This window comes from Pseudochelatococcus sp. B33 (assembly GCF_053570585.1).
Window position 1 is genome coordinate 80,727 of sequence record NZ_JBSEFH010000003.1, and the last position, 16,903, is coordinate 97,629.

At 59.5% G+C, this 16,903-nt stretch carries 17 protein-coding genes; 7 read left to right on the forward strand and 10 right to left on the reverse strand.

Going from position 1 to position 16,903, the window contains the following annotated elements; all coding sequences use genetic code 11:
• Positions 1-9 precede the first annotated feature (9 nt).
• From ACUSIJ_RS03935 to ACUSIJ_RS03960, 6 genes are read left to right on the forward strand one after another with little or no spacing between them, the layout of a single operon-like run.
• On the forward strand, positions 10-834 hold the full coding sequence (locus tag ACUSIJ_RS03935) for a sugar phosphate isomerase/epimerase family protein (RefSeq protein ID WP_449307064.1): 825 nt from the start codon (positions 10-12) through the stop codon (positions 832-834).
• The gene (locus tag ACUSIJ_RS03940) at positions 831-1,655 is read left to right on the forward strand and encodes a shikimate dehydrogenase family protein (RefSeq protein ID WP_449307065.1); all 825 of its coding nucleotides are present in this window, start codon (positions 831-833) and stop codon (positions 1,653-1,655) included. The genes ACUSIJ_RS03935 and ACUSIJ_RS03940 overlap by 4 nt, the downstream gene beginning before the upstream one ends.
• A 52-nt stretch (positions 1,656-1,707) precedes the next feature.
• Positions 1,708-2,493, forward strand: coding sequence for a sugar phosphate isomerase/epimerase family protein (locus ACUSIJ_RS03945; RefSeq protein ID WP_449307066.1), 786 nt, complete (start codon positions 1,708-1,710; stop codon positions 2,491-2,493).
• An 18-nt stretch (positions 2,494-2,511) separates the two neighbouring features.
• Positions 2,512-3,516, forward strand: a complete 1,005-nt coding sequence (locus ACUSIJ_RS03950; protein ID WP_449307067.1) for an aldo/keto reductase — start codon at positions 2,512-2,514, stop codon at positions 3,514-3,516.
• Positions 3,513-3,704 carry a hypothetical protein gene (locus ACUSIJ_RS03955; protein ID WP_449307068.1) on the forward strand — a complete coding sequence of 64 codons (192 nt, stop codon included), beginning with the start codon at positions 3,513-3,515 and terminating at the stop codon, positions 3,702-3,704. The genes ACUSIJ_RS03950 and ACUSIJ_RS03955 overlap by 4 nt, the downstream gene beginning before the upstream one ends.
• The gene (locus ACUSIJ_RS03960; RefSeq protein WP_449307069.1) at positions 3,697-4,572 is read left to right on the forward strand and encodes an alpha/beta fold hydrolase; all 876 of its coding nucleotides are present in this window, start codon (positions 3,697-3,699) and stop codon (positions 4,570-4,572) included. The genes ACUSIJ_RS03955 and ACUSIJ_RS03960 overlap by 8 nt, the downstream gene beginning before the upstream one ends.
• 108 nt (positions 4,573-4,680) lie before the next feature.
• On the opposite strand, the gene ACUSIJ_RS03965 is transcribed toward ACUSIJ_RS03960, so the two are convergent.
• From ACUSIJ_RS03965 to ACUSIJ_RS03985, 5 genes are all read right to left on the reverse strand, one after another.
• The gene (locus ACUSIJ_RS03965; RefSeq protein ID WP_449307070.1) at positions 4,681-5,763 is read right to left on the reverse strand and encodes an ABC transporter permease; all 1,083 of its coding nucleotides are present in this window, start codon (positions 5,761-5,763) and stop codon (positions 4,681-4,683) included.
• Entirely contained in the window at positions 5,760-6,569 is an 810-nt protein-coding gene (locus tag ACUSIJ_RS03970) for an ABC transporter ATP-binding protein (RefSeq protein ID WP_449307071.1), read from the reverse strand. Before ACUSIJ_RS03970 ends, ACUSIJ_RS03965 begins: the two co-directional genes overlap by 4 nt.
• A gap of 48 nt (positions 6,570-6,617) precedes the next feature.
• The gene (locus ACUSIJ_RS03975) at positions 6,618-7,649 is read right to left on the reverse strand and encodes an ABC transporter substrate-binding protein (protein WP_449307072.1); all 1,032 of its coding nucleotides are present in this window, start codon (positions 7,647-7,649) and stop codon (positions 6,618-6,620) included.
• Between the two features lie 59 nt (positions 7,650-7,708).
• Entirely contained in the window at positions 7,709-8,995 is a 1,287-nt protein-coding gene (locus ACUSIJ_RS03980) for an FAD-dependent oxidoreductase (protein WP_449307073.1), read from the reverse strand.
• Positions 8,996-9,517: 522 nt separating this feature from the next.
• Entirely contained in the window at positions 9,518-10,456 is a 939-nt protein-coding gene (locus tag ACUSIJ_RS03985; protein ID WP_449307074.1) for a LysR family transcriptional regulator, read from the reverse strand.
• Positions 10,457-10,694: 238 nt separating this feature from the next.
• Here ACUSIJ_RS03985 and ACUSIJ_RS03990 point away from each other — a divergent pair, with 238 nt between their 5' ends.
• Complete coding sequence (locus ACUSIJ_RS03990) at positions 10,695-11,000, forward strand: ABC transporter substrate-binding protein (protein WP_449307075.1); 306 nt, start codon at positions 10,695-10,697, stop codon at positions 10,998-11,000.
• 211 nt (positions 11,001-11,211) lie between these two features.
• Here the strand turns inward: ACUSIJ_RS03990 and ACUSIJ_RS03995 are convergent, their stop codons facing one another.
• From ACUSIJ_RS03995 to ACUSIJ_RS04015, 5 genes are all read right to left on the reverse strand, one after another.
• A complete protein-coding gene (locus ACUSIJ_RS03995; RefSeq protein WP_449307076.1) occupies positions 11,212-12,009 on the reverse strand; it encodes an SDR family NAD(P)-dependent oxidoreductase in 798 nt (265 codons plus the stop codon).
• Between the two features lie 21 nt (positions 12,010-12,030).
• The gene (locus ACUSIJ_RS04000) at positions 12,031-12,774 is read right to left on the reverse strand and encodes a hypothetical protein (RefSeq protein ID WP_449307077.1); all 744 of its coding nucleotides are present in this window, start codon (positions 12,772-12,774) and stop codon (positions 12,031-12,033) included.
• A gap of 824 nt (positions 12,775-13,598) precedes the next feature.
• The gene (locus tag ACUSIJ_RS04005) at positions 13,599-14,381 is read right to left on the reverse strand and encodes an ABC transporter ATP-binding protein (protein WP_449307078.1); all 783 of its coding nucleotides are present in this window, start codon (positions 14,379-14,381) and stop codon (positions 13,599-13,601) included.
• Positions 14,378-15,472, reverse strand: a complete 1,095-nt coding sequence (locus ACUSIJ_RS04010; RefSeq protein ID WP_449307079.1) for a FecCD family ABC transporter permease — start codon at positions 15,470-15,472, stop codon at positions 14,378-14,380. The genes ACUSIJ_RS04005 and ACUSIJ_RS04010 overlap by 4 nt, the downstream gene beginning before the upstream one ends.
• 17 nt (positions 15,473-15,489) lie before the next feature.
• Positions 15,490-16,554 (reverse strand): ABC transporter substrate-binding protein, encoded by a 1,065-nt coding sequence (locus tag ACUSIJ_RS04015; protein WP_449307080.1) that lies wholly within the window; start codon positions 16,552-16,554, stop codon positions 15,490-15,492.
• Positions 16,555-16,903: the final 349 nt, after the last annotated feature.

The window sequence follows — 16,903 nt, forward strand, 5'->3', positions numbered from 1 at the left end:
GAGCCTTGCATGATGAGCTTGAGAATTGGTGGGAGTACCTTCTCCTATATGTGGACGACGCAGGCTGCCGCTGCCATCGAGCGGCTGTGCGCTTTAGGGCTCAATGACTTCGACGTCATCATGGCGCCGGGACATCTTTGGCCCGACGACATGACCGCAAGCGATCGCAGGCAATTACGAGACGAACTGGAGCGGTCCGGGACAAGGCTGGAGTCGCTTAACCCGCCGGCCATCGACTACAATCTGGCAAGCCCGGTGGCCGATGTGCGCGAGCACGCCGTCGCCCTCTACACCAAAACGCTTCATCTGGCCGCCGATCTCGGAGCGAAGGGTGTGGTCGTCGTGCCGGGGCGTGTGTCCAGCCTCTGGCCCCCACTGCGCGAAACGGTGATTGAGGGACTTTGCGGGAGCATCGAGGCGCTGCTTGCCGTCTCACGGCAATTGGGGCTGGCGCTCCATGTCGAGACGCATCCCCTGACACCGATTCCGACGGCAGACGACATGATCTCATTCGTTGACCGGTTCGGCGATCCGGCCATGGGCATCGCCTATGACGTTGCCAACGCCGAATTCATCGGTGAGAACCAGCCGGACGCGATCGAGCGTATGGGGAAAAGACTGTCGCAGCTACATCTTTCCGATGGCACGCGATCGGCATGGCGGCATGATCCGCTGGGGAGCGGCAGCGTGGATTTTCGGGCAATCATGGCTGCGGTGGATCGCATCGGCTTTTCGGGTGTGGCCGTGCTTGAGCTTATCTCGAAGGATCCCGAGCCTGCGTTCAAGACTGGCAAAGCGGAGATCGATCGTCTCATCGGGGAGACAAACCGATGACGGCTGGGCCGCAGCTTCGCTTCCTTGATGGCGAGACCTGCGTGATCGGCCTACTTGGCTACCCGGTCAGGCAGGTCCGTTCGCCACGCCCGCTGACCGAGCTCATGCAGGCCAATGGCTTCAATGCAGTCCAGCTCCCCTTGCATGTCGCGCCGGATGATCTGGCTCAGGTGGTGACGGCGTGCAAGGCCATACGCAATCTGGCCGGCCTCGTGCTCACCGTGCCGCACAAGGTCGCGGCTCTCGATCTCGTGGACCGGGCGACTGGGACCGCACAGACCGCCGGATCGATCAACGTGATGCGCCGCGAACCCGATGGCTCCTGGCTGGGTGACAATCTCGATGGCCAAGCCTTTGTCGCCGGGCTCGCCGCCCAGGGATATTCGGTTGCCGGGAAATCGGCGTTCATCGCCGGGGCCGGGGGAGCTGGCTCGTCCGTCGCAGCCTCGTTCGCGCAGGCAGGGGCACGCGAAATCAGGCTTTTTGACCTGCAAGCGGACCGCGCCTCGGCGGTGGCAGCCCGGATTGCCCGCTTTTTCCCTGATACGGCTGTAGTAGTTCAGGAAGCCATTGATCCCGATGGATGCGATATTGCGATCAACGCCACCTATCTCGGCCTTCGCCCCGAGGATCCGCTGCCGTTCGACCCCTCTGGATTGGCGAAATCGACGCTCGTTGCCGAACTCGTCATGAACCCGCCGGTAACCCGGCTGCTCGATATCGCCGAAAGAACCGGCCACCCGACCGCACCAAGCGAAAACGTCCTCAATTACCAACTGCCGCGCGCAGCGGAATTTTTCGCCCAAGCCAATGTCAGTTGAGCCTATGTCTCAGAGTCGTCCCATGCCCCCTCTTTCGCTTCATCATCTCACAATGATCGATGCACATCCTCTGACCCTGATCGAGGCCGCAGCCGCGGGCGGATTTACCCACTGCGGCATCCGCCTCGTCGCTCCAAACCCCGGGGACCCGCTCATCGACGTTCTCTCCGAGCCGGGCGCGATCGATGCGCTCCGCAGGAGGCTGTCGGATTCCGGTGTCCGACTCCTCGACATCGAGGCGATATGGCTTAACGAGGACATCGACGTAACGACGATTGTGCCTGCACTCGAGGCCGGTGCCCGACTCGGTGCGCGTTATGCGCTGGTGGTCGGCAACGATCCTGACCCGAGCCGGCTTTCGAGCAATTTTGCCGCGCTGGCTGCCCTTGCGAAGCCGCTCGGCCTCAGGATCATGCTGGAATCCATCACATATTGCACGATCAATTCGCTGCAGGCGGCAGACGCGCTCATTCGCGACTCGGCCGCGCCAAATGCCGGCCTGCTGATCGACACGCTCCAGTTCTTCAGGTCCGGCGCGGGCGTAGAGCAGATCACCCTCTATGATCCGAGCCTGTTTTCCTACCTCCAGATTTGCGATGCCCCGCAAGCCGCACCTGCCACGCTGGCGGACCGGCGCCGGGAGGCGCGCGAGAACCGGCTGTTGCCCGGAGACGGGGAATTGCCGTTGCGTGAACTGCTCGACGCCTTGCCTGCAGGTATTCCAATCAGTCTCGAAGCGCCGACGGCTGCGCTGAGAGGGTATGACCATCAGACGCAGGGCATCATAGCGGGCCGTTTGCTCCGCGCTTTCCTTTCCGGCGAACATGGCCGCAACTGACTTGGGGACTGGGTTCAGATGACGAGCATTACTGAAAATCGAGGGTTCCCGTCCTTGGGCATTGGCGCCGGCAGTCTTGCAAATGCCGGCGGGGAAGCGGCCTTTATAGAAACGGTGCAGGCCGCGTGGGCCAGGGGCATCCGCTACTTCGACACGTCGGCCTTCTATCTCGGCGGGGAAAGCGAACGCCGATTGGGCCTTGCCCTTGCGGGCCTGCCGCGCGACCAGCTAATGATTTCGACCAAGCTGGGGCGCTACCAGAACCATACCGGTTCGAGCATCGATCCCGAGAACAGGAACAGCTATTACGACTATTCTGCGGATGCGACATTGCGGTCGGTGGAGCGCAGCCTCGCACGGTTGGGGGTCGATCATCTGGATGCGGTCTATATCCACGATCTCGATCATAGGCTTTGCGGGGAGAGTTACCGCGAGCGGCTCGACGCTGCGCTCGATGGCGCATACCCTGTCCTTATGCAGCTCAGATCGGAAAAGGTGATCGGGGCCGTCGGTGTCGCGGCGATGGACTGGAAGGCCTGTCTTGAGTTCAGCGAGGCGGCGGAACTCGATGTTGTCATGCCCGCGGGTGAGTATTCACTCCTGCGGACTGCCAGCGAACCTCTTCTATCTCACTGCGCTGACCGCAACATTGCCTGGATCGCGGCCTCTCCGTTCAATTCCGGAATCCTGGCCACAGGTGCGCGCGAGGATGCGTTCTACGACATGCGCCCGGCAACCGAGGCCGTCCTGGGTCAGGTTGCCAGACTGGAAGATGTCTGCCGCGCGCATGATGTTCCACTTGCAGCCGCGGCGCTCCAGTACCCGGCCCGGCATCCGGTGATCTCGACGATCGTATTCGGCGCGAAGTCCGTCGCCGAATTCGAGGACAGCCTCGCGCTTTCCGCCTTTCACCTGTCCGACGAATTCTGGGCGGATATCAGCAGGCTGATTGCGGAGACAGCGGACTGGGAAGCCAAGGGCTGGCCGGATGGTCCAGTTCAATCAAAGCAGATGACGCCGTGAGCACACAAGCGAACACAGAGAAAGACGAAGGCGGCGTGGATTCCCTGCCGAGCACCGTGAAGTCGGCAACGCGAGTCCTGGATCTTTTTGAATGCTTCGGCCGCTGGGATGCGGAAAAGACTCACACCGAACTCGCATCAGAATTGGCGATCCCGAAAAGCAACCAACGAGGGTCTAACGATGTTTGAGGGATTTCGAAAACTCGATATCGAAACAAAGGATGTGCAGTTCAAGGGCGTCACAGGTGGCTCCGGTCCAATTGCTTTGCTGCTTCACGGTTATCCGCAGACACATCTGACCTGGCGCTTCGTCGCGCCCGCTCTGGCCGACAAATACACGCTCATCGTTCCGGATCTTCCGGGGTATGGCGACAGTCGTATTCTGAATGACGATTCCAGATGGACCAAACGACGGGTCGCTGGAACGATCGTGGATCTGATGAACAGTCTCGGCCATTCGAGCTTTGCCGTCGTCGGCCATGACCGCGGCGCCCGCGTTGGATATCGGCTGGCCCTGGATTTTCCCGAACGGGTTCGCGGATATGTATCCTTGACGGTCATCCCGACGCTGGATGCCTTCGCCAGTGTCGATGCCACTTTCGCGATGAATGCATTCCACTGGTTCATGCTCGCCCAACCGAACGGTCTGCCGGAGCGTCTGCTCGCTGCGGATCCGGTCGGGTTCATCGACGCCGCACTTGCCAACATGGCCGGATCCCTGGACCGGTTCGAGCCCGAAGTGCTGGCCGCCTACCGCGCAGCCTTCAAAGATCCTGCCGTGCGGCATGCCATCTGCGAAGATTATCGAACCGCTGCATTCGAGGACCGCGAAATCGATGCTGCGGACAGGGAGGCGGGCAGAAAATTGTCTTGCCCCGTTTCGATCTTATGGCCGAAGCGCCAGAATGCCAATGGTCCCACTCCCATCGAGATCTGGCGCCGTTGGGCCGATGACGTCAGCGGCTGCGCGGTCGAGGGCGGACACCTTCTGCCCGAGTTCTCATCTGCCGCAGTGATCGAGCACCTTCTGCCATTTCTCGGGCGCGTGACCGCCTGAGGGAGCCACAATCAAGCGGCAGCCGTGCCGACGTCCGCGTAGAGGCAGCTGAACAGAGGGGCCTTTGAGAACTACGGCGACACTATCGAAGCGCTCACGATGGTCGGCCTAACGCTGCCATGGCATCATCTTCCTCTGCAGTTGGTTCAGCAGGCAAGTGAGCAGCACCCCCAGAAACATAACAACTACGAGGCCCGCATACATCTTCTCGGGATTCAGCACTTCCCAGTAATAGAACGTTATGAATCCGACTCCCTGCTTCGCACGCAGGAATTCGACGGAAATGATGACGATCATTGCAGTGCCGAGCGATATCCTGAGTCCCGCAAATATCACTGGGAGCGCGCCGGGTATGATGACGTGCCGCATCAGCTGAAACCCTTTTGCACCATAATTTCGGCCTGCCATGAGGTAGACCCTCTCTATGCCTCGTACACCAGCCATTGTGTTTATCGTCATTAGGATGAATACGGCCAGAGCGACCACGAGGATCTTCGGCCCTTCTCCGAAGGGGTCAGCGAAGACCAACATCACTATCGGGAAAATGGCGATCTTTGGGAGCACATAAATAGCTGAGAGAGTGGTATCGAGCATCAGACGCACCGTCTGGTTCATACCCATGATGACGCCAAGCAGAATACCGGGAATTGCGCCAAGCACGAAACCCACCAGCACGCGCCCAATAGTGGCGAATACGTGGCTTTCCGAGAGCAGCGTCCATACGCCGCCTAGACCGCTCTCGGAAAAATATTGAGGAATGAGCCAGGGCCGACCAATCAAGCTGGTACCGGAGAAGCGGTCGTAGCGCACAATCATGTCCCATAAGCCATCTGCGATGCGACTCGGCTGAGGGAACCATGTCGTGTTAATCATCCCGGTGTCGCCGGCCACTTGCCAAAGCGCCAATACTGCTGCGGGAAAGCCGAATGCGAGCGAACGCTCGTAGACAGTCCGCCGACGAGGCGACACACTGCGACCGATCCGTTCGCAAACGAGTACGAGCGCTATGAAACCAATGATGATGCCAAGCCAAGCTAACGGACGCCACAAGCCGACGGCTGACAAAGCAAGGTTGAAGGCGACAGCACCGCCGCTCACCAGCAGGATCACGCGTAGATCCGATCCGGCCATACTACCCGTTTCACGTTGGGATTTCCAACTGTTCGACAATGGATGAGTGACATCGTTCATTGTTGTTCCTCCATGGCCCGCTTCACCTCAACGCTGAGTTTTTCCCAGATCATCGCCTTGTACTCGGCATAGCGAGGTGTGTTAGTCGTCTCGATGTTGCGGGGGCGTGGTAGGTCAATCTCGAAGGTAGCAAGGTGGCGACCGGGCTGCGATGTCATAAGAATTACGCGGTCTCCAAGCAGCACGGCCTCGTCCAGACTGTGAGTGATGTAGACGACGGTCTTGCGAGTTTCTTCCCAAATGCGCAGCAGCTCCTCCTGAAGCACAACCCGCGTTTGAGCGTCGAGCGCGCCGAGCGGCTCGTCCATCAGCAGCACTTCGGGATCGTTTGCGAGCGCACGAACAATCGAGACCCGCTGCTTCATTCCGCCGGAAATCTGGTGCGGATAATAATTTGCGAACTTCGCCAATCCTACACGATCAAGCCAGTATCGAGCGGTGTTCAGACGCTCGGTTCGTGCAACGCCGCGCATTTCAAGGCCGAAGGCTACATTCTCGATCACTGTCTTCCAGGGAAAGATCGCATATTCTTGAAACACCACACTATTGAGAGGTTTTCCCGGAGCATTGCCCGGTGTGATCCGTATCGTGCCGGACGAGATTTCGTCGAGACCCGCGATCATTCTCAGAAAAGTCGACTTTCCGCAGCCGGAAGGCCCCACCACACATACAAACTCTCCCTCTTCGACGTTAAGGCTGAAATCGTCGAGAGCAACGATGTCGCCATCGGCGGTCTGATAGATTCGCGAGACGTTGCGAGCCGCAATCTTCGGCGCCTTGTCCCCGGGTACTGACAGCACCATCATTGTTCCTCCCTGGCTGAAGTAGCGCGGCCGCCCCCGCCTGCGCTTTGGCTAAAATCTGCCCAATACCCCGATTGCCTTGTCTACGAAGGTCTCGTCCACAACCTTGGACAGGTCGAGTGGCTCGTCATATTCGGTACGGCCGTTCTCACGGTGAACGCGCTCCGCGTCGACCAAGCCATCGATCGGAATCGCGACATTAGGATCATAGATCGGGGGGCTGCCGATACGGATGGCTTCTTCAGTCGAGGCAGTATGTGCGAGATAGGCCGCGATGTTCTCGGGGTTAAGATAGTCGTCGCCCTGCATCATACGCGTCGCCTCCGTTAAGGCGAGCACAAACCTCTCGGCTACTTCGGGCCGTTCACGAATGAACCGGCCCGATCCAACGAAAGCTACGGTCATCAGTCCGAGGGTGAAATCCTTGCCGATCAGTCTTCCCGTTCCAGAACCTAGAATTTGATCGGAGAATGGCGAACTGGTCAGGACAGCATCGACTGTGCCAGCCTCGATTGAAGCTGGCATGTCGGCATTACTCACGTTCATTAGTTCAACGTCGCGGATGGTGAGGTTGGCCAATTCCAATGCCTTGGCTATGTGATACTCGCCACCCGATCCCGGGCCTCCTGCCACAGCAATGCGCTTGCCTTTCAGATCGGCAACACTCTTTATATTATCTCTATCTGCATGTGCTATTAATACTGTCGGACCGTTTTCGACCGGGTCGAGTGCACCCGGCGCAATCACGCGGACGTCGAGCCCCCGCTTCCATGCCGACCAGAGCGAAGCCACGATAGCTATGCCACCAACATCAACGCTACCTTGATCTATAAAGGCGACCACCTCCGTGCCGGAACGCGCGCGTTCGAATTCCACGTTTAGCCCGTACTTCTCAAAGAGGCCGCGATTCTTGGCAACAAAGGCGGCCGCGAACTTCATGATGGGCACGTAGGCAATCTTGACGTCTGCGGGCGGATCAAGCGGTCGTATCTCCGCCGCGTTCCCCGCAGCTGGCGCTACCAGCGCTGCGACACCTGCGACAGCCACCATCCATCGTATTTTACAGAGGATGTCAGTAATCATAGTTCTCCCTCCCTGTTTAATTCTTCTGTTCCTTTAAATCCCTGTCAGTTCTTGTGTCATCATTGAACTGCCACTTCCACTTGAGGGGTGAGATAAGCACCTTGTGCGGTGAGCTTCGCTCGCAACACGCGGATTGGTACATCAGCTACTTCAATCCGCTGATCCACAGCGAGTGCGGCGGCAACGCCAGCCGCGTGGCCGGTCAACCAGCATTGCGGTATTTCTCTCATAAAGGAGTGACTGCTGGCGTCGCAGGCAAGATGGCGGCCGGGCGCCAAGAGGCCACGGAGATCGCGTGGCACAATCGCACCATAGGGCACTGAAACATTTGCAAATTTCGGAGCAAGCGATGGTGATACGCCAATCTCGTCAACGGCAACGCTTCCGTCCCACATCTCTCGCGTCAATCGTCCGAGGGCCTGAAGACGGCGTCCGTGGCGGACACCTAGCTGCGGCGCGGAAAGCATGATGAAAGCATCGCCGAAGCCAGGCGCATTCTCGCGATAGAAGGCGAGATGCTCTAACATTAACTGATGGCTTCGTATTTCCACCTCCGACAGATCCTCGACCTTGAGTGCCGAGTAGCCGGCGAGACGCGGCCCCATAAACACAGCGACGTCCCTTCGCCACGAAACCACCGGTTTCTCGAAGAAGCGCAGCTTGTCGCGCCCCCTCGACATGAAGTCTCCAAACTGATCTGGAGTCTCTGCGCAGAACCTAATGAAAGCATCCATATCGATGCCGCCAAACAGCCAAGCAGTATTCATACAACCGTGAATGTCGCGGATATCGACCTCAGTTTCGAAATCCGCCCCTGCTCTAGCAAAAATGTCGCCGTCCCCTGTCGCATCGATGGTGACTTTAGCCAGAACGGCACGGCTGCCTTCCTTACTCTCGAAGATGCAGCCCACCACCCGATTGTCTTCCATAACCGGCCGGGCACCCCAAGCATGGAATAGCGGATGAACGCCCGCGTCCAATACCATCGCCAACGATTCTGCCTTCAACCATTCCGGGTCGAGTGTAGGCGAATAGGTAACGGTGTCATGATACGCAGCGGAGCGCAGCGACCAGTATGCGACCTTCGATCTGTCGCGGGAACCCCAGTCACCTTTCTCGGGGCCGAAGATCTTGTCACGCGTAAGGCGCGAGAGCACCTCTTCAGCAAACCCGCGGATAACATGACGGCCTTCCCAGTCAGTCATGCGATCGATCCAAATGACGAGCCCCCCGGTCGACAAGCCACCCAGATGATTGTAACGCTCCAGTAGTACGACATCTGCGCCGAGTCGAGCCGCGGCAACGGCAGCGGCGGTGCCGGCCGGTCCACCACCAACCACGAGCACGTCGCATTCCGTGTGAATAGGAACCGGTCGTGAAGGTTCTAGGATAAGGCCGTTCGATGTCTTCCGTTGACGGGTTCTCTTCGCGGTAAATGTTTCAGAACGGAAGAACAGCCGCCCACCCTCTTCGCTCAAAGAGCCCATACGTAGTCCCTCCGTAGAGATTGTCGCATTAAAGCACCCGGCAACTTCAAGGAAAGATATATGCCTGTCGTGCCGAAGACGCTTAGCTTGGCAAGGAGGACCATGTAGACGATGTGCTGCGACAGTGCAGCAAGCGAGCCCGTCATGATCACCATGGATACTCTATTTCATCTTTCTTATAGATTCAGGAACCGCAACCGCCACGCTAGCCACATGAGATTGCTTGATCAAACGAAATTTTTGGCAACATTGATGAGTATGATTCATCAATAGGAGGAAGACATGGACGTCCCCGGTCTGCAGGCTTTCATCCGGATTGCTGAGTTGGGAAGCTTCATGCGCGCTGCGGAGACGTCGAAAACGGCGCCTGCAGTGCGGTGGCTAGACGGCCGGCAAATTCTCTGGGGAAGTGCGGCTGGGTCGTTGGGCTTCTGCCTTTTGCACGCGCGAGATCTCGCGTAGAAGTATGCGCTGAAACTGCAGTGATCTGATGGGAAGCGGAACACCTTCCTGTGAGATGATTCCGACGGTACGCTTCACGGTCGGACTGCTGATCGGAATGAGCTTTACCAGTTCGCCCGGCGGGAGTGCAGCGGGAGGCAATATGGTGATGGCCAGGCCGGCGCGGACCAAAGCATGGGCCATATAGGTTCGCTGCACCTCGTAACGCCAATCGAGCTTGTCCGCCAAGTCCCCCAGGCTTTCGCTGAGGATAACACCATGGCTGGTGGTGCGTGCGACCCGCGCCAACGGAAACCCCACGAGATCCGCCCAGACGAGACCCAGCCTGTTCGCCAAAGGGTGATTGACGGGGACTGCGGCAACGAAATCCTCGTCGTAGAGGCGGCGCTGCTTCTCGGCCCATCGCTGAGTTCCGAGGATCGTCAATGCAAACTGCACGTCCCCCGCCGCAATAAGGTCACTGAGCTCGGCGGCGTGGCCGTCGAAGACCGACACGACGACATCGGGGTACTTGTCCCTAAATATCTGCAGGGCACGGGGCAGATACAGCTCTCCGAGCGAACCCAGACAACCGACACTGACCCGCTCATGCGCTTTGCGCCCTTCGACCTTCAGATCCTCATAAAGGGCGTTCAGGCGCATCATCATCTCGCGCGCCCTGGGAAAGAATTCCTGCCCGGCGCGGGTCAACGCCAAGGTTCGGGTCGTGCGCTGGAACAGGCTCAGTCCGACATCAGCCTCAAGCTTCTTGATCCGATGGGTAAGAGCCGTTTGGGACAGGTTCATGGCGACGGCCGCACTTCGGAAGCTTCCCGACTCGGCGATTTGTATGAACGCCTGTAGCCCCAAAATATCCATTCGCCTCCCTCCTATTCATTTATTTAGTTCATGAATAGGTAAAATAGCTTCAATTGATCGATCAATCCAGCCTCCATATCCTTGATCTCGTCGCCGAGCGTCCGTCGGCTTTGTGGAGGAGGAGCGCATCAAACGACGGAATTCAGTCGCCAGACTTGCTGCTGCGGCAACCTGTCCTGCTGGCAGGGAAGGTTGCCCGCAGCCGACAAGTTTGCTGTAGGGACGGGTTAATCTGCCGGTGACAGGCCACCTCTACATCGCTCCGGACAAAGATTATTTCGCCGAGCAGAATCTCAACGTCGAGGTTCGCTTCTTCGAAGCGGCGCAAGCCATCGCGACCGCCGTCATCGCCTGCGGCATCACCTTCGGCGTGACCTCATTGACTGCCAGCCTCTATAGTCTCGTCGACAAGGGCGGACTACGCGCCATCACGGGGGGATCGAAGAAACGACCATACCGGGAATGCGTTCATCGTTTCGAATACGTTATCGTCGTGCCTCATGGAGGAGCCGGCGCGGTCGCTTCCGGGGCATACCCGATGTGACGCGCCCGTCGTCGGCGGAGACCCCGCGGACACCACGGCTACGATCGCCGCCGCATGCATGGGCAAACTGGCAAGCTATGCCGCCGCCTGGGGCCCGCCAGAGGGGCCCCTTTGGACGCTGAGAGGGGGGGAACCGTTTCGACGCCGATTGACAGGCATCCGGCGCAGCAGCCGAGTAAGCGTGGAGATTCTCGCGGAGCGTATTGTCCGATCAGGATGCCCGCGTCGCACTGGCATTGACGGCGAGTTGACCGCCCCCGGCAACATAGATCGTTTCGCCTGTGATGAACGCTGCTTTCGGAGAGGCGAGGAAGGCCACAGTGTTGGCGATATCCGTTGGGCGAACGTGTCGACCGAGCGGCGACATACGCGCTTGTACGTCCGCAATGCGGACGCGCTCTTCCTCGGTGCGGGCCTGCTTGTTGAAAGGACTGTCGAACCAGCTGGGGCCGACCGCGTTGACCCTCACCCCCAGGGGGCCGAGTTCCACGGCAAGTGCATGTGTCAGACCGATCAAACCGGCCTTGCTGGCCGAATAGGCGGCGCCCGTTCCCGCCAGCCAGGCGCGAGATGAGATGTTGACGACGGAAGCTCCCCGCCCATGCTCTCGCCAATGCGGGATTGCCGCCTGACAAAGAAACATGGGTCCGGTCAGGTTGACGCCCATCATCAGGTCCCAGTCTTCACGCTTTACCGTCGCTGCGGTGCCGGGCCTGTTGGCGGCCGCGTTGTTCACGATACAGCTCACGCGTCGACCGTCCCGCACGATCTCATTCATGATCCTTTCAGGCAAATGCGGCTCCAGGATGTCACCTCTGATGACGAGGACTTCCGTCGAGGCGACTTCCGCCCTCACCGCTGCGGCCGAATCCTGACCGGTCTGCTCCACAAGATCGATGATGACGATACGTTGAAAACCGGTCTTCGCGAGTTCCAGGCAGATGGCTCTGCCGAGCAAGCCGCCACCGCCGGTTACGATTGCCGTGTCCAGTGAAATGTCGTCGCTCATGAAGGGTCCAGATCTGAAAAGTTACGGTTGCGGATTCGAGTCGTCAGCATGATCCGGTCGAAACATGTGGCCCGCCGCCTGAAACGGCAGCCCCTTTGCCAGCGACCCTCGATCAAGAGCGGAAACCAGCCGATAGAGAGTAGCGGTGCTGAGAAAGGTGCCGAAGCCCATGTCCAACAAGCTGTCCGAAACAACCCCCAAAGTTTCTCGCAAGCAATCCTCATCGAAACTCTCCAAGAGCAAGGCACCTGCGTCCGGCAGATTGGAAACCTCCCGGTCGATCGAAAATGGAGCCTCGGCAACGTTTCGATCGCGTTGCAGAAGATGTACGGCGGTCAGGCAGTGCTCGTGGAGCAATTGCTTCAATTCCTGCCCCGTACCGCGATCGGAAAAGTCAATCTCCCCCAAGACGCCTGCCGCCACGGCGGTTCCGAGGCCACCGCCGTGAGAGACGATCCGCCTGCAGCAGAGGCGAAAGAACCCACGGAAGGAAGGTCGCATCGACCGCGACCAAGGAGTCGGATGCTCTAAAAGGCGCCGATAGGTGTCAGTCTCGAAAACCTTCAGCTCAGCCGCATCGTACAGCGTCAAATAGTCGGCAAGTGGCCCGATCACCTTGCGATATCTGCGGGCGCTGCGCATTCCGGGAACGGTCAGCCTCTGGGGGACATGTTCGCGAGCATGCCAGACATTATACTCGGCCTCTCGCCTCCCCTCGATGCCGTTCCACAGCGCAAGACACGCCTCGCCTTCAAAGTCCATCATATCCATACCCGCCAATGCGATCCTATGCTCGCAACCTCTTCCCGTCGCCAATTCCCGGCGAAGACGGCGATTGCTCCGCACGTCATCCGCTTGGCAGCTGCACCGTGACCTTTGACCCGATGCGGCTATACGCCGTTTCGATGCCCGAGGAAAAATCATCGAGAACGACACGGTGGGTGATCATCAGACGGACCAAAACTTCGTTCCGGGGAAGAATTCGTTGACCGGTTGCCATCGTCTGCGCAGCGCACGCTGTGTGCCTCTCAAATACACGCACCCGATCGCCGGGCTTCACCTCTCTTCCGGATCGCCTGCACTCACGTGCCTCCCCGCTATCGACTGAGCCAATATCGCACCGTTATAAATTAGAACAATTACTTTCCGTTGCTGTATTAATGAAAATATTGCATCAAAGGCGTGTACCGCCACCTGCGGAATTGCGTCCTGAAGCGCGCAAGGTGCATGTGGGTCACTGCGTAGCGCTTGATGATCAAATCAAAGAGTCTCGGAGGCAAGAACCCGTCATCGAACCTCCCTTTGGACCCGGGTCCGCACTGGTGGGATCCCGTCTGAGGGAATGGGGCGGGTTGTCATGAACGTTTCCGGCCCGAGCGACATCAGCCACGATCTCTCCGCTCGCTTCCCCTGACCTGCTCGGCATCAATACGGACGCGACCTTCGCCGTGGTCATGGCGATGTCGGTGCTCGGCCAGAACTTCCCGGTCGGCGTCACGATGGCGCTCCTCGGCGCACCCTTTTTCATCTGGCCGGCACGAAACCGGGTCAGCGGAACGCCATGAGTGCCGTGTCAGGCAACCGGCCATTCATGCAATCGCGCCGTCGATCAGCACCTGTGTGCCGTAATCCGTCTCATGGTTGACCCGGCCCAAGACACCGTAGACACGGGCCAGCATCTCCGGGTCGATCGCTTCGGCCGGCTTTCCGAAGCGATTGAGTCGACCGTTTGCGAGCACCGCGATGGTATCGGCATAACGGGCGGCGAGGTTGATGTCATGAAGCACGGCGATGGTAATCATGTCCCGTTTGCGGGTGAGGGACGCAACACATTCCATGACGAGAATCTGATGTCGCAGATCAAGGGCGCTGGTAGGTTCGTCGAGAAGCAGGACACGGGGCGCCCGGACGATCGCCTGGGCGATGCCAACGAGCTGGCGCTGTCCGCCCGACAATTCCGCCAGCGGCTGGAGGGCCAGATGGTCGCACCGGATCTGTTCAAGGGCAGCCAATGCCTGATCGAAAGTCTCCTGATCGCGCGCCGACCCCCCGACACGTGCGCTGATGACCGCTTCGAGGGCTGTGAGGGCGATGCCGGGCGGCAAGGTCTGCGGAAGGTACGATATCCGTTTCGTCCGTTCGGTGCGTGAGAGCTGTCCCACCTCCGTGCCGTCGAGGGTAATGGTACCCTTGATCGGATTGAAACCCGCCAAGCCGCGCAGCAGGGTGGACTTGCCGGCCGCATTCGGCCCGATCAACACGGTCAGCGTGCCGGGAAGAAGGGCGGGCAAAGCCAGATCGCGAACGATGGTCTTCCGTCCGTAGCGCACAGAGAGATCGGATATCACCAGGCCGTTGTCGATCAGGCTCATCTGTTCGGCTTTCCCTTGAACACGAGCACGACGAAAACCGGAACGCCGACGAGCGCGGTGACGATGCCGACAGGGACGATGACCCCGGGCAGGAGGACCTTGCTGGCAATCGACGACAGCGACAGCAGCAGAGCGCCGATCAGGGCACTCGCCGGGAGGGCAAGACGCTGATCTTCCCCCACCAGCAGCCGCGCCATGTGCGGCCCGACCAGGCCGACGAACCCGATGGCGCCGACGAAGGAGACCGCAACCGCGGACAACAGGCTGATCCGGACGAGCGAGGCATAGCGCAGACGGTGAATGTCGATCCCGAAGGCGGCCGCCCTCTCCTCTCCCAGCCGCAGGGCCGTCAGCTTTCCCGCCGAGGCGAGTGAGAACGGCAGGATAACGGCGAAAACGATCGCGAGGATGATGAGCTTTTCCCAGTTTGCCCGGGCGATGCTGCCCACCGACCAGAAGACCAGTTGCTGAAGCACGTCTTCCGTTGCGATGAGCTGCATCATCAGCACCGCAGCATTGCAGGCGAACACGAGCGCGATGCCCAGCAGCACCATGGTTTCGGTGCTCGTGCTATGCCAACGGCTCATGCTGTCCAGCAAGAGCATGGCCCCGAATGCGCATGCGAAAGCCACGATCGAGGTCATCCAGTTGAAGGAAATCCACGGCAAGGCGACGTTGAGGACGATGACGGCGGAAGCGCCCAGCGAGGCCGCCGAGGCCACGCCAAGTGTAAAGGGGCTCGCCAGCGGATTGTTCAGGATGACCTGCATCTCGGCACCGGCGACCGAGAGCGAGGCCCCCACGAGGAGGGCCATCAGGGCATAGGGCAGTCGGACGTTCCAGATGATCACGCGTTCAGTAGCCGAGAGGCTCGCGGGGTCCGTGAGGCCCTGGAGGAGTGTGCCGATCGACATGCTCGACGATCCCGTCGTCACATCCACGACAAGGGATGCCGCCAGCAGGACCGCCAGCGCGACGATGATCACCAATCGTCCCGCAACCAGACGACGATAATTCTCGACGATGTCCTGCCTGCCTTCCAGGACGGCAGGACTCGTGAACCCGGCGGATCTTGTCGGAGGCAATTCCATGACGCTGCCCCCGCCGATCAAAGCGCAGCGGGCGGCTCGATCCAGTAAGTGCCCTCACGCCTGATGGTCAGGAAGCGCTCGTTGAGCTCCCTGTCGGTTGCGGCCGGATCGATATCCGGGAACAGGTCGGGCTGCACCCAGGTCGCGAGGGCTTCGAGAGCAACGATATTATAGGGAGAATTGTAGAAATCGTGCCAGAGACCATGCGCCCGTCCTTCCTTGATAGCGGGAAGCTCCACGAAATCGAGACGGGAAAGGACGGACCTGAAGGACGCCTCGGCGCTCGCTTCATCGACCCCGTTTCCAAGAACCAGCCCGGGTTCCCGATTGCCCGTCGCGATATAGAGGTCGGGATTCGCGCTGAGGATGAACTCCACGCTGACGTCCCCGATGGCTCCCGGCACCGTGCCGGCCGCGACGTTCCTACCCCCGACGACGTCCAGAAACTCGCCCAGACCGCCTTTTCCAGTCGTGTGACCGGGCGTCGGCCATGCGCCCGCCAGCAGTTCGAGGAAGACCGCCGGGCGGTCGCTGTCGGCCAGCCCTGACGTCCGGGAGACGATGCGATGAAGATGCTCGGCGTAGAAAGAGGCGAACTCCTCCGCCTCCTGGGACCGGCCGAGCGCCTCACCCAGCAGCCTGATGCTCGCGGGGGTGTTCTTGACCGGGGCAACGCGGAAATCGACATAGAGAACAGGGATGCCCGCTGCTTCGAGCGTGTCCGCAAGCGGGCTGTGGGCTCGCGGCCCTTCGCCGGCGACGCTGAAGAGGACGAGATCGGGTTTCAGGCCCAGGATGGTTTCCACGTTGACGCTGATTTCGGAGGCCTCTCCAATCAGGGCGATATCGTTCACCTGGGGGAACTGCTGCGCGTAGGCTTCAAAAGTATGCGGATCGAGCTTACGCAAATCGTTCTGCCAACCCACGACCCGCTCGAAGGGGTTTTCGCGGTCCAGAAGCGCGACGGCATGGCTGAGACGGCCTTCTCCGAGCACGATGCGCTCGACCGTCTCGGGCACGTCGACCGTGCGGCCGAGCACGTCGGTCAGTTCCTTGGCCTGCGCACCGGTCACGGTCGCCATGAGGATTGCAGCGGCATACAGAAAAAATCGGCTCGCGCGAAACGAGGGCTTAGAGGGCATATCCTGTCTCCCGAAATCTGAACGACATTTATTCAGGCCCCGGGCGCTCAAGCACCCAGGCATCTGAAAAGGTCCGCGATCATGGCTGCCCTCAATGCTCTCTGCTTTTCGGATCGCATGAGAAATTTCGAAAACGCACGAAATGTTGTGTGTGCCTGTCAGTTTTTTCTACATATCTAGAATAATAATAATTTTAATATTGGTAAAAATCGAGCAGTTACTCATCGATACATGGTGGATACTACTCAGCCTTCGATTGGGGTCTGCAGATCGACACCGCTCCCCGTGG

Excerpts from the sequence above, each read along its gene's own strand:
- ACUSIJ_RS03935 (WP_449307064.1), top strand. The coding sequence starts at position 10 with ATGATGAGCTTGAGAATTGGTGGGAGTACCTTCTCCTATATGTGGACG.
- ACUSIJ_RS03940 (WP_449307065.1), top strand. The coding sequence starts at position 831 with ATGACGGCTGGGCCGCAGCTTCGCTTCCTTGATGGCGAGACCTGCGTG.
- ACUSIJ_RS03945 (WP_449307066.1), top strand. The coding sequence starts at position 1,708 with ATGATCGATGCACATCCTCTGACCCTGATCGAGGCCGCAGCCGCGGGC.
- ACUSIJ_RS03950 (WP_449307067.1), top strand. The coding sequence starts at position 2,512 with ATGACGAGCATTACTGAAAATCGAGGGTTCCCGTCCTTGGGCATTGGC.
- ACUSIJ_RS03960 (WP_449307069.1), top strand. The coding sequence starts at position 3,697 with ATGTTTGAGGGATTTCGAAAACTCGATATCGAAACAAAGGATGTGCAG.
- ACUSIJ_RS03965 (WP_449307070.1), bottom strand. The coding sequence starts at position 5,763 with ATGAACGATGTCACTCATCCATTGTCGAACAGTTGGAAATCCCAACGT.
- ACUSIJ_RS03970 (WP_449307071.1), bottom strand. The coding sequence starts at position 6,569 with ATGATGGTGCTGTCAGTACCCGGGGACAAGGCGCCGAAGATTGCGGCT.
- ACUSIJ_RS03975 (WP_449307072.1), bottom strand. The coding sequence starts at position 7,649 with ATGATTACTGACATCCTCTGTAAAATACGATGGATGGTGGCTGTCGCA.
- ACUSIJ_RS03985 (WP_449307074.1), bottom strand. The coding sequence starts at position 10,456 with ATGGATATTTTGGGGCTACAGGCGTTCATACAAATCGCCGAGTCGGGA.
- ACUSIJ_RS03995 (WP_449307076.1), bottom strand. The coding sequence starts at position 12,009 with ATGAGCGACGACATTTCACTGGACACGGCAATCGTAACCGGCGGTGGC.
- ACUSIJ_RS04000 (WP_449307077.1), bottom strand. The coding sequence starts at position 12,774 with ATGATGGACTTTGAAGGCGAGGCGTGTCTTGCGCTGTGGAACGGCATC.
- ACUSIJ_RS04005 (WP_449307078.1), bottom strand. The coding sequence starts at position 14,381 with ATGAGCCTGATCGACAACGGCCTGGTGATATCCGATCTCTCTGTGCGC.
- ACUSIJ_RS04010 (WP_449307079.1), bottom strand. The coding sequence starts at position 15,472 with ATGGAATTGCCTCCGACAAGATCCGCCGGGTTCACGAGTCCTGCCGTC.
- ACUSIJ_RS04015 (WP_449307080.1), bottom strand. The coding sequence starts at position 16,554 with ATGGCGACCGTGACCGGTGCGCAGGCCAAGGAACTGACCGACGTGCTC.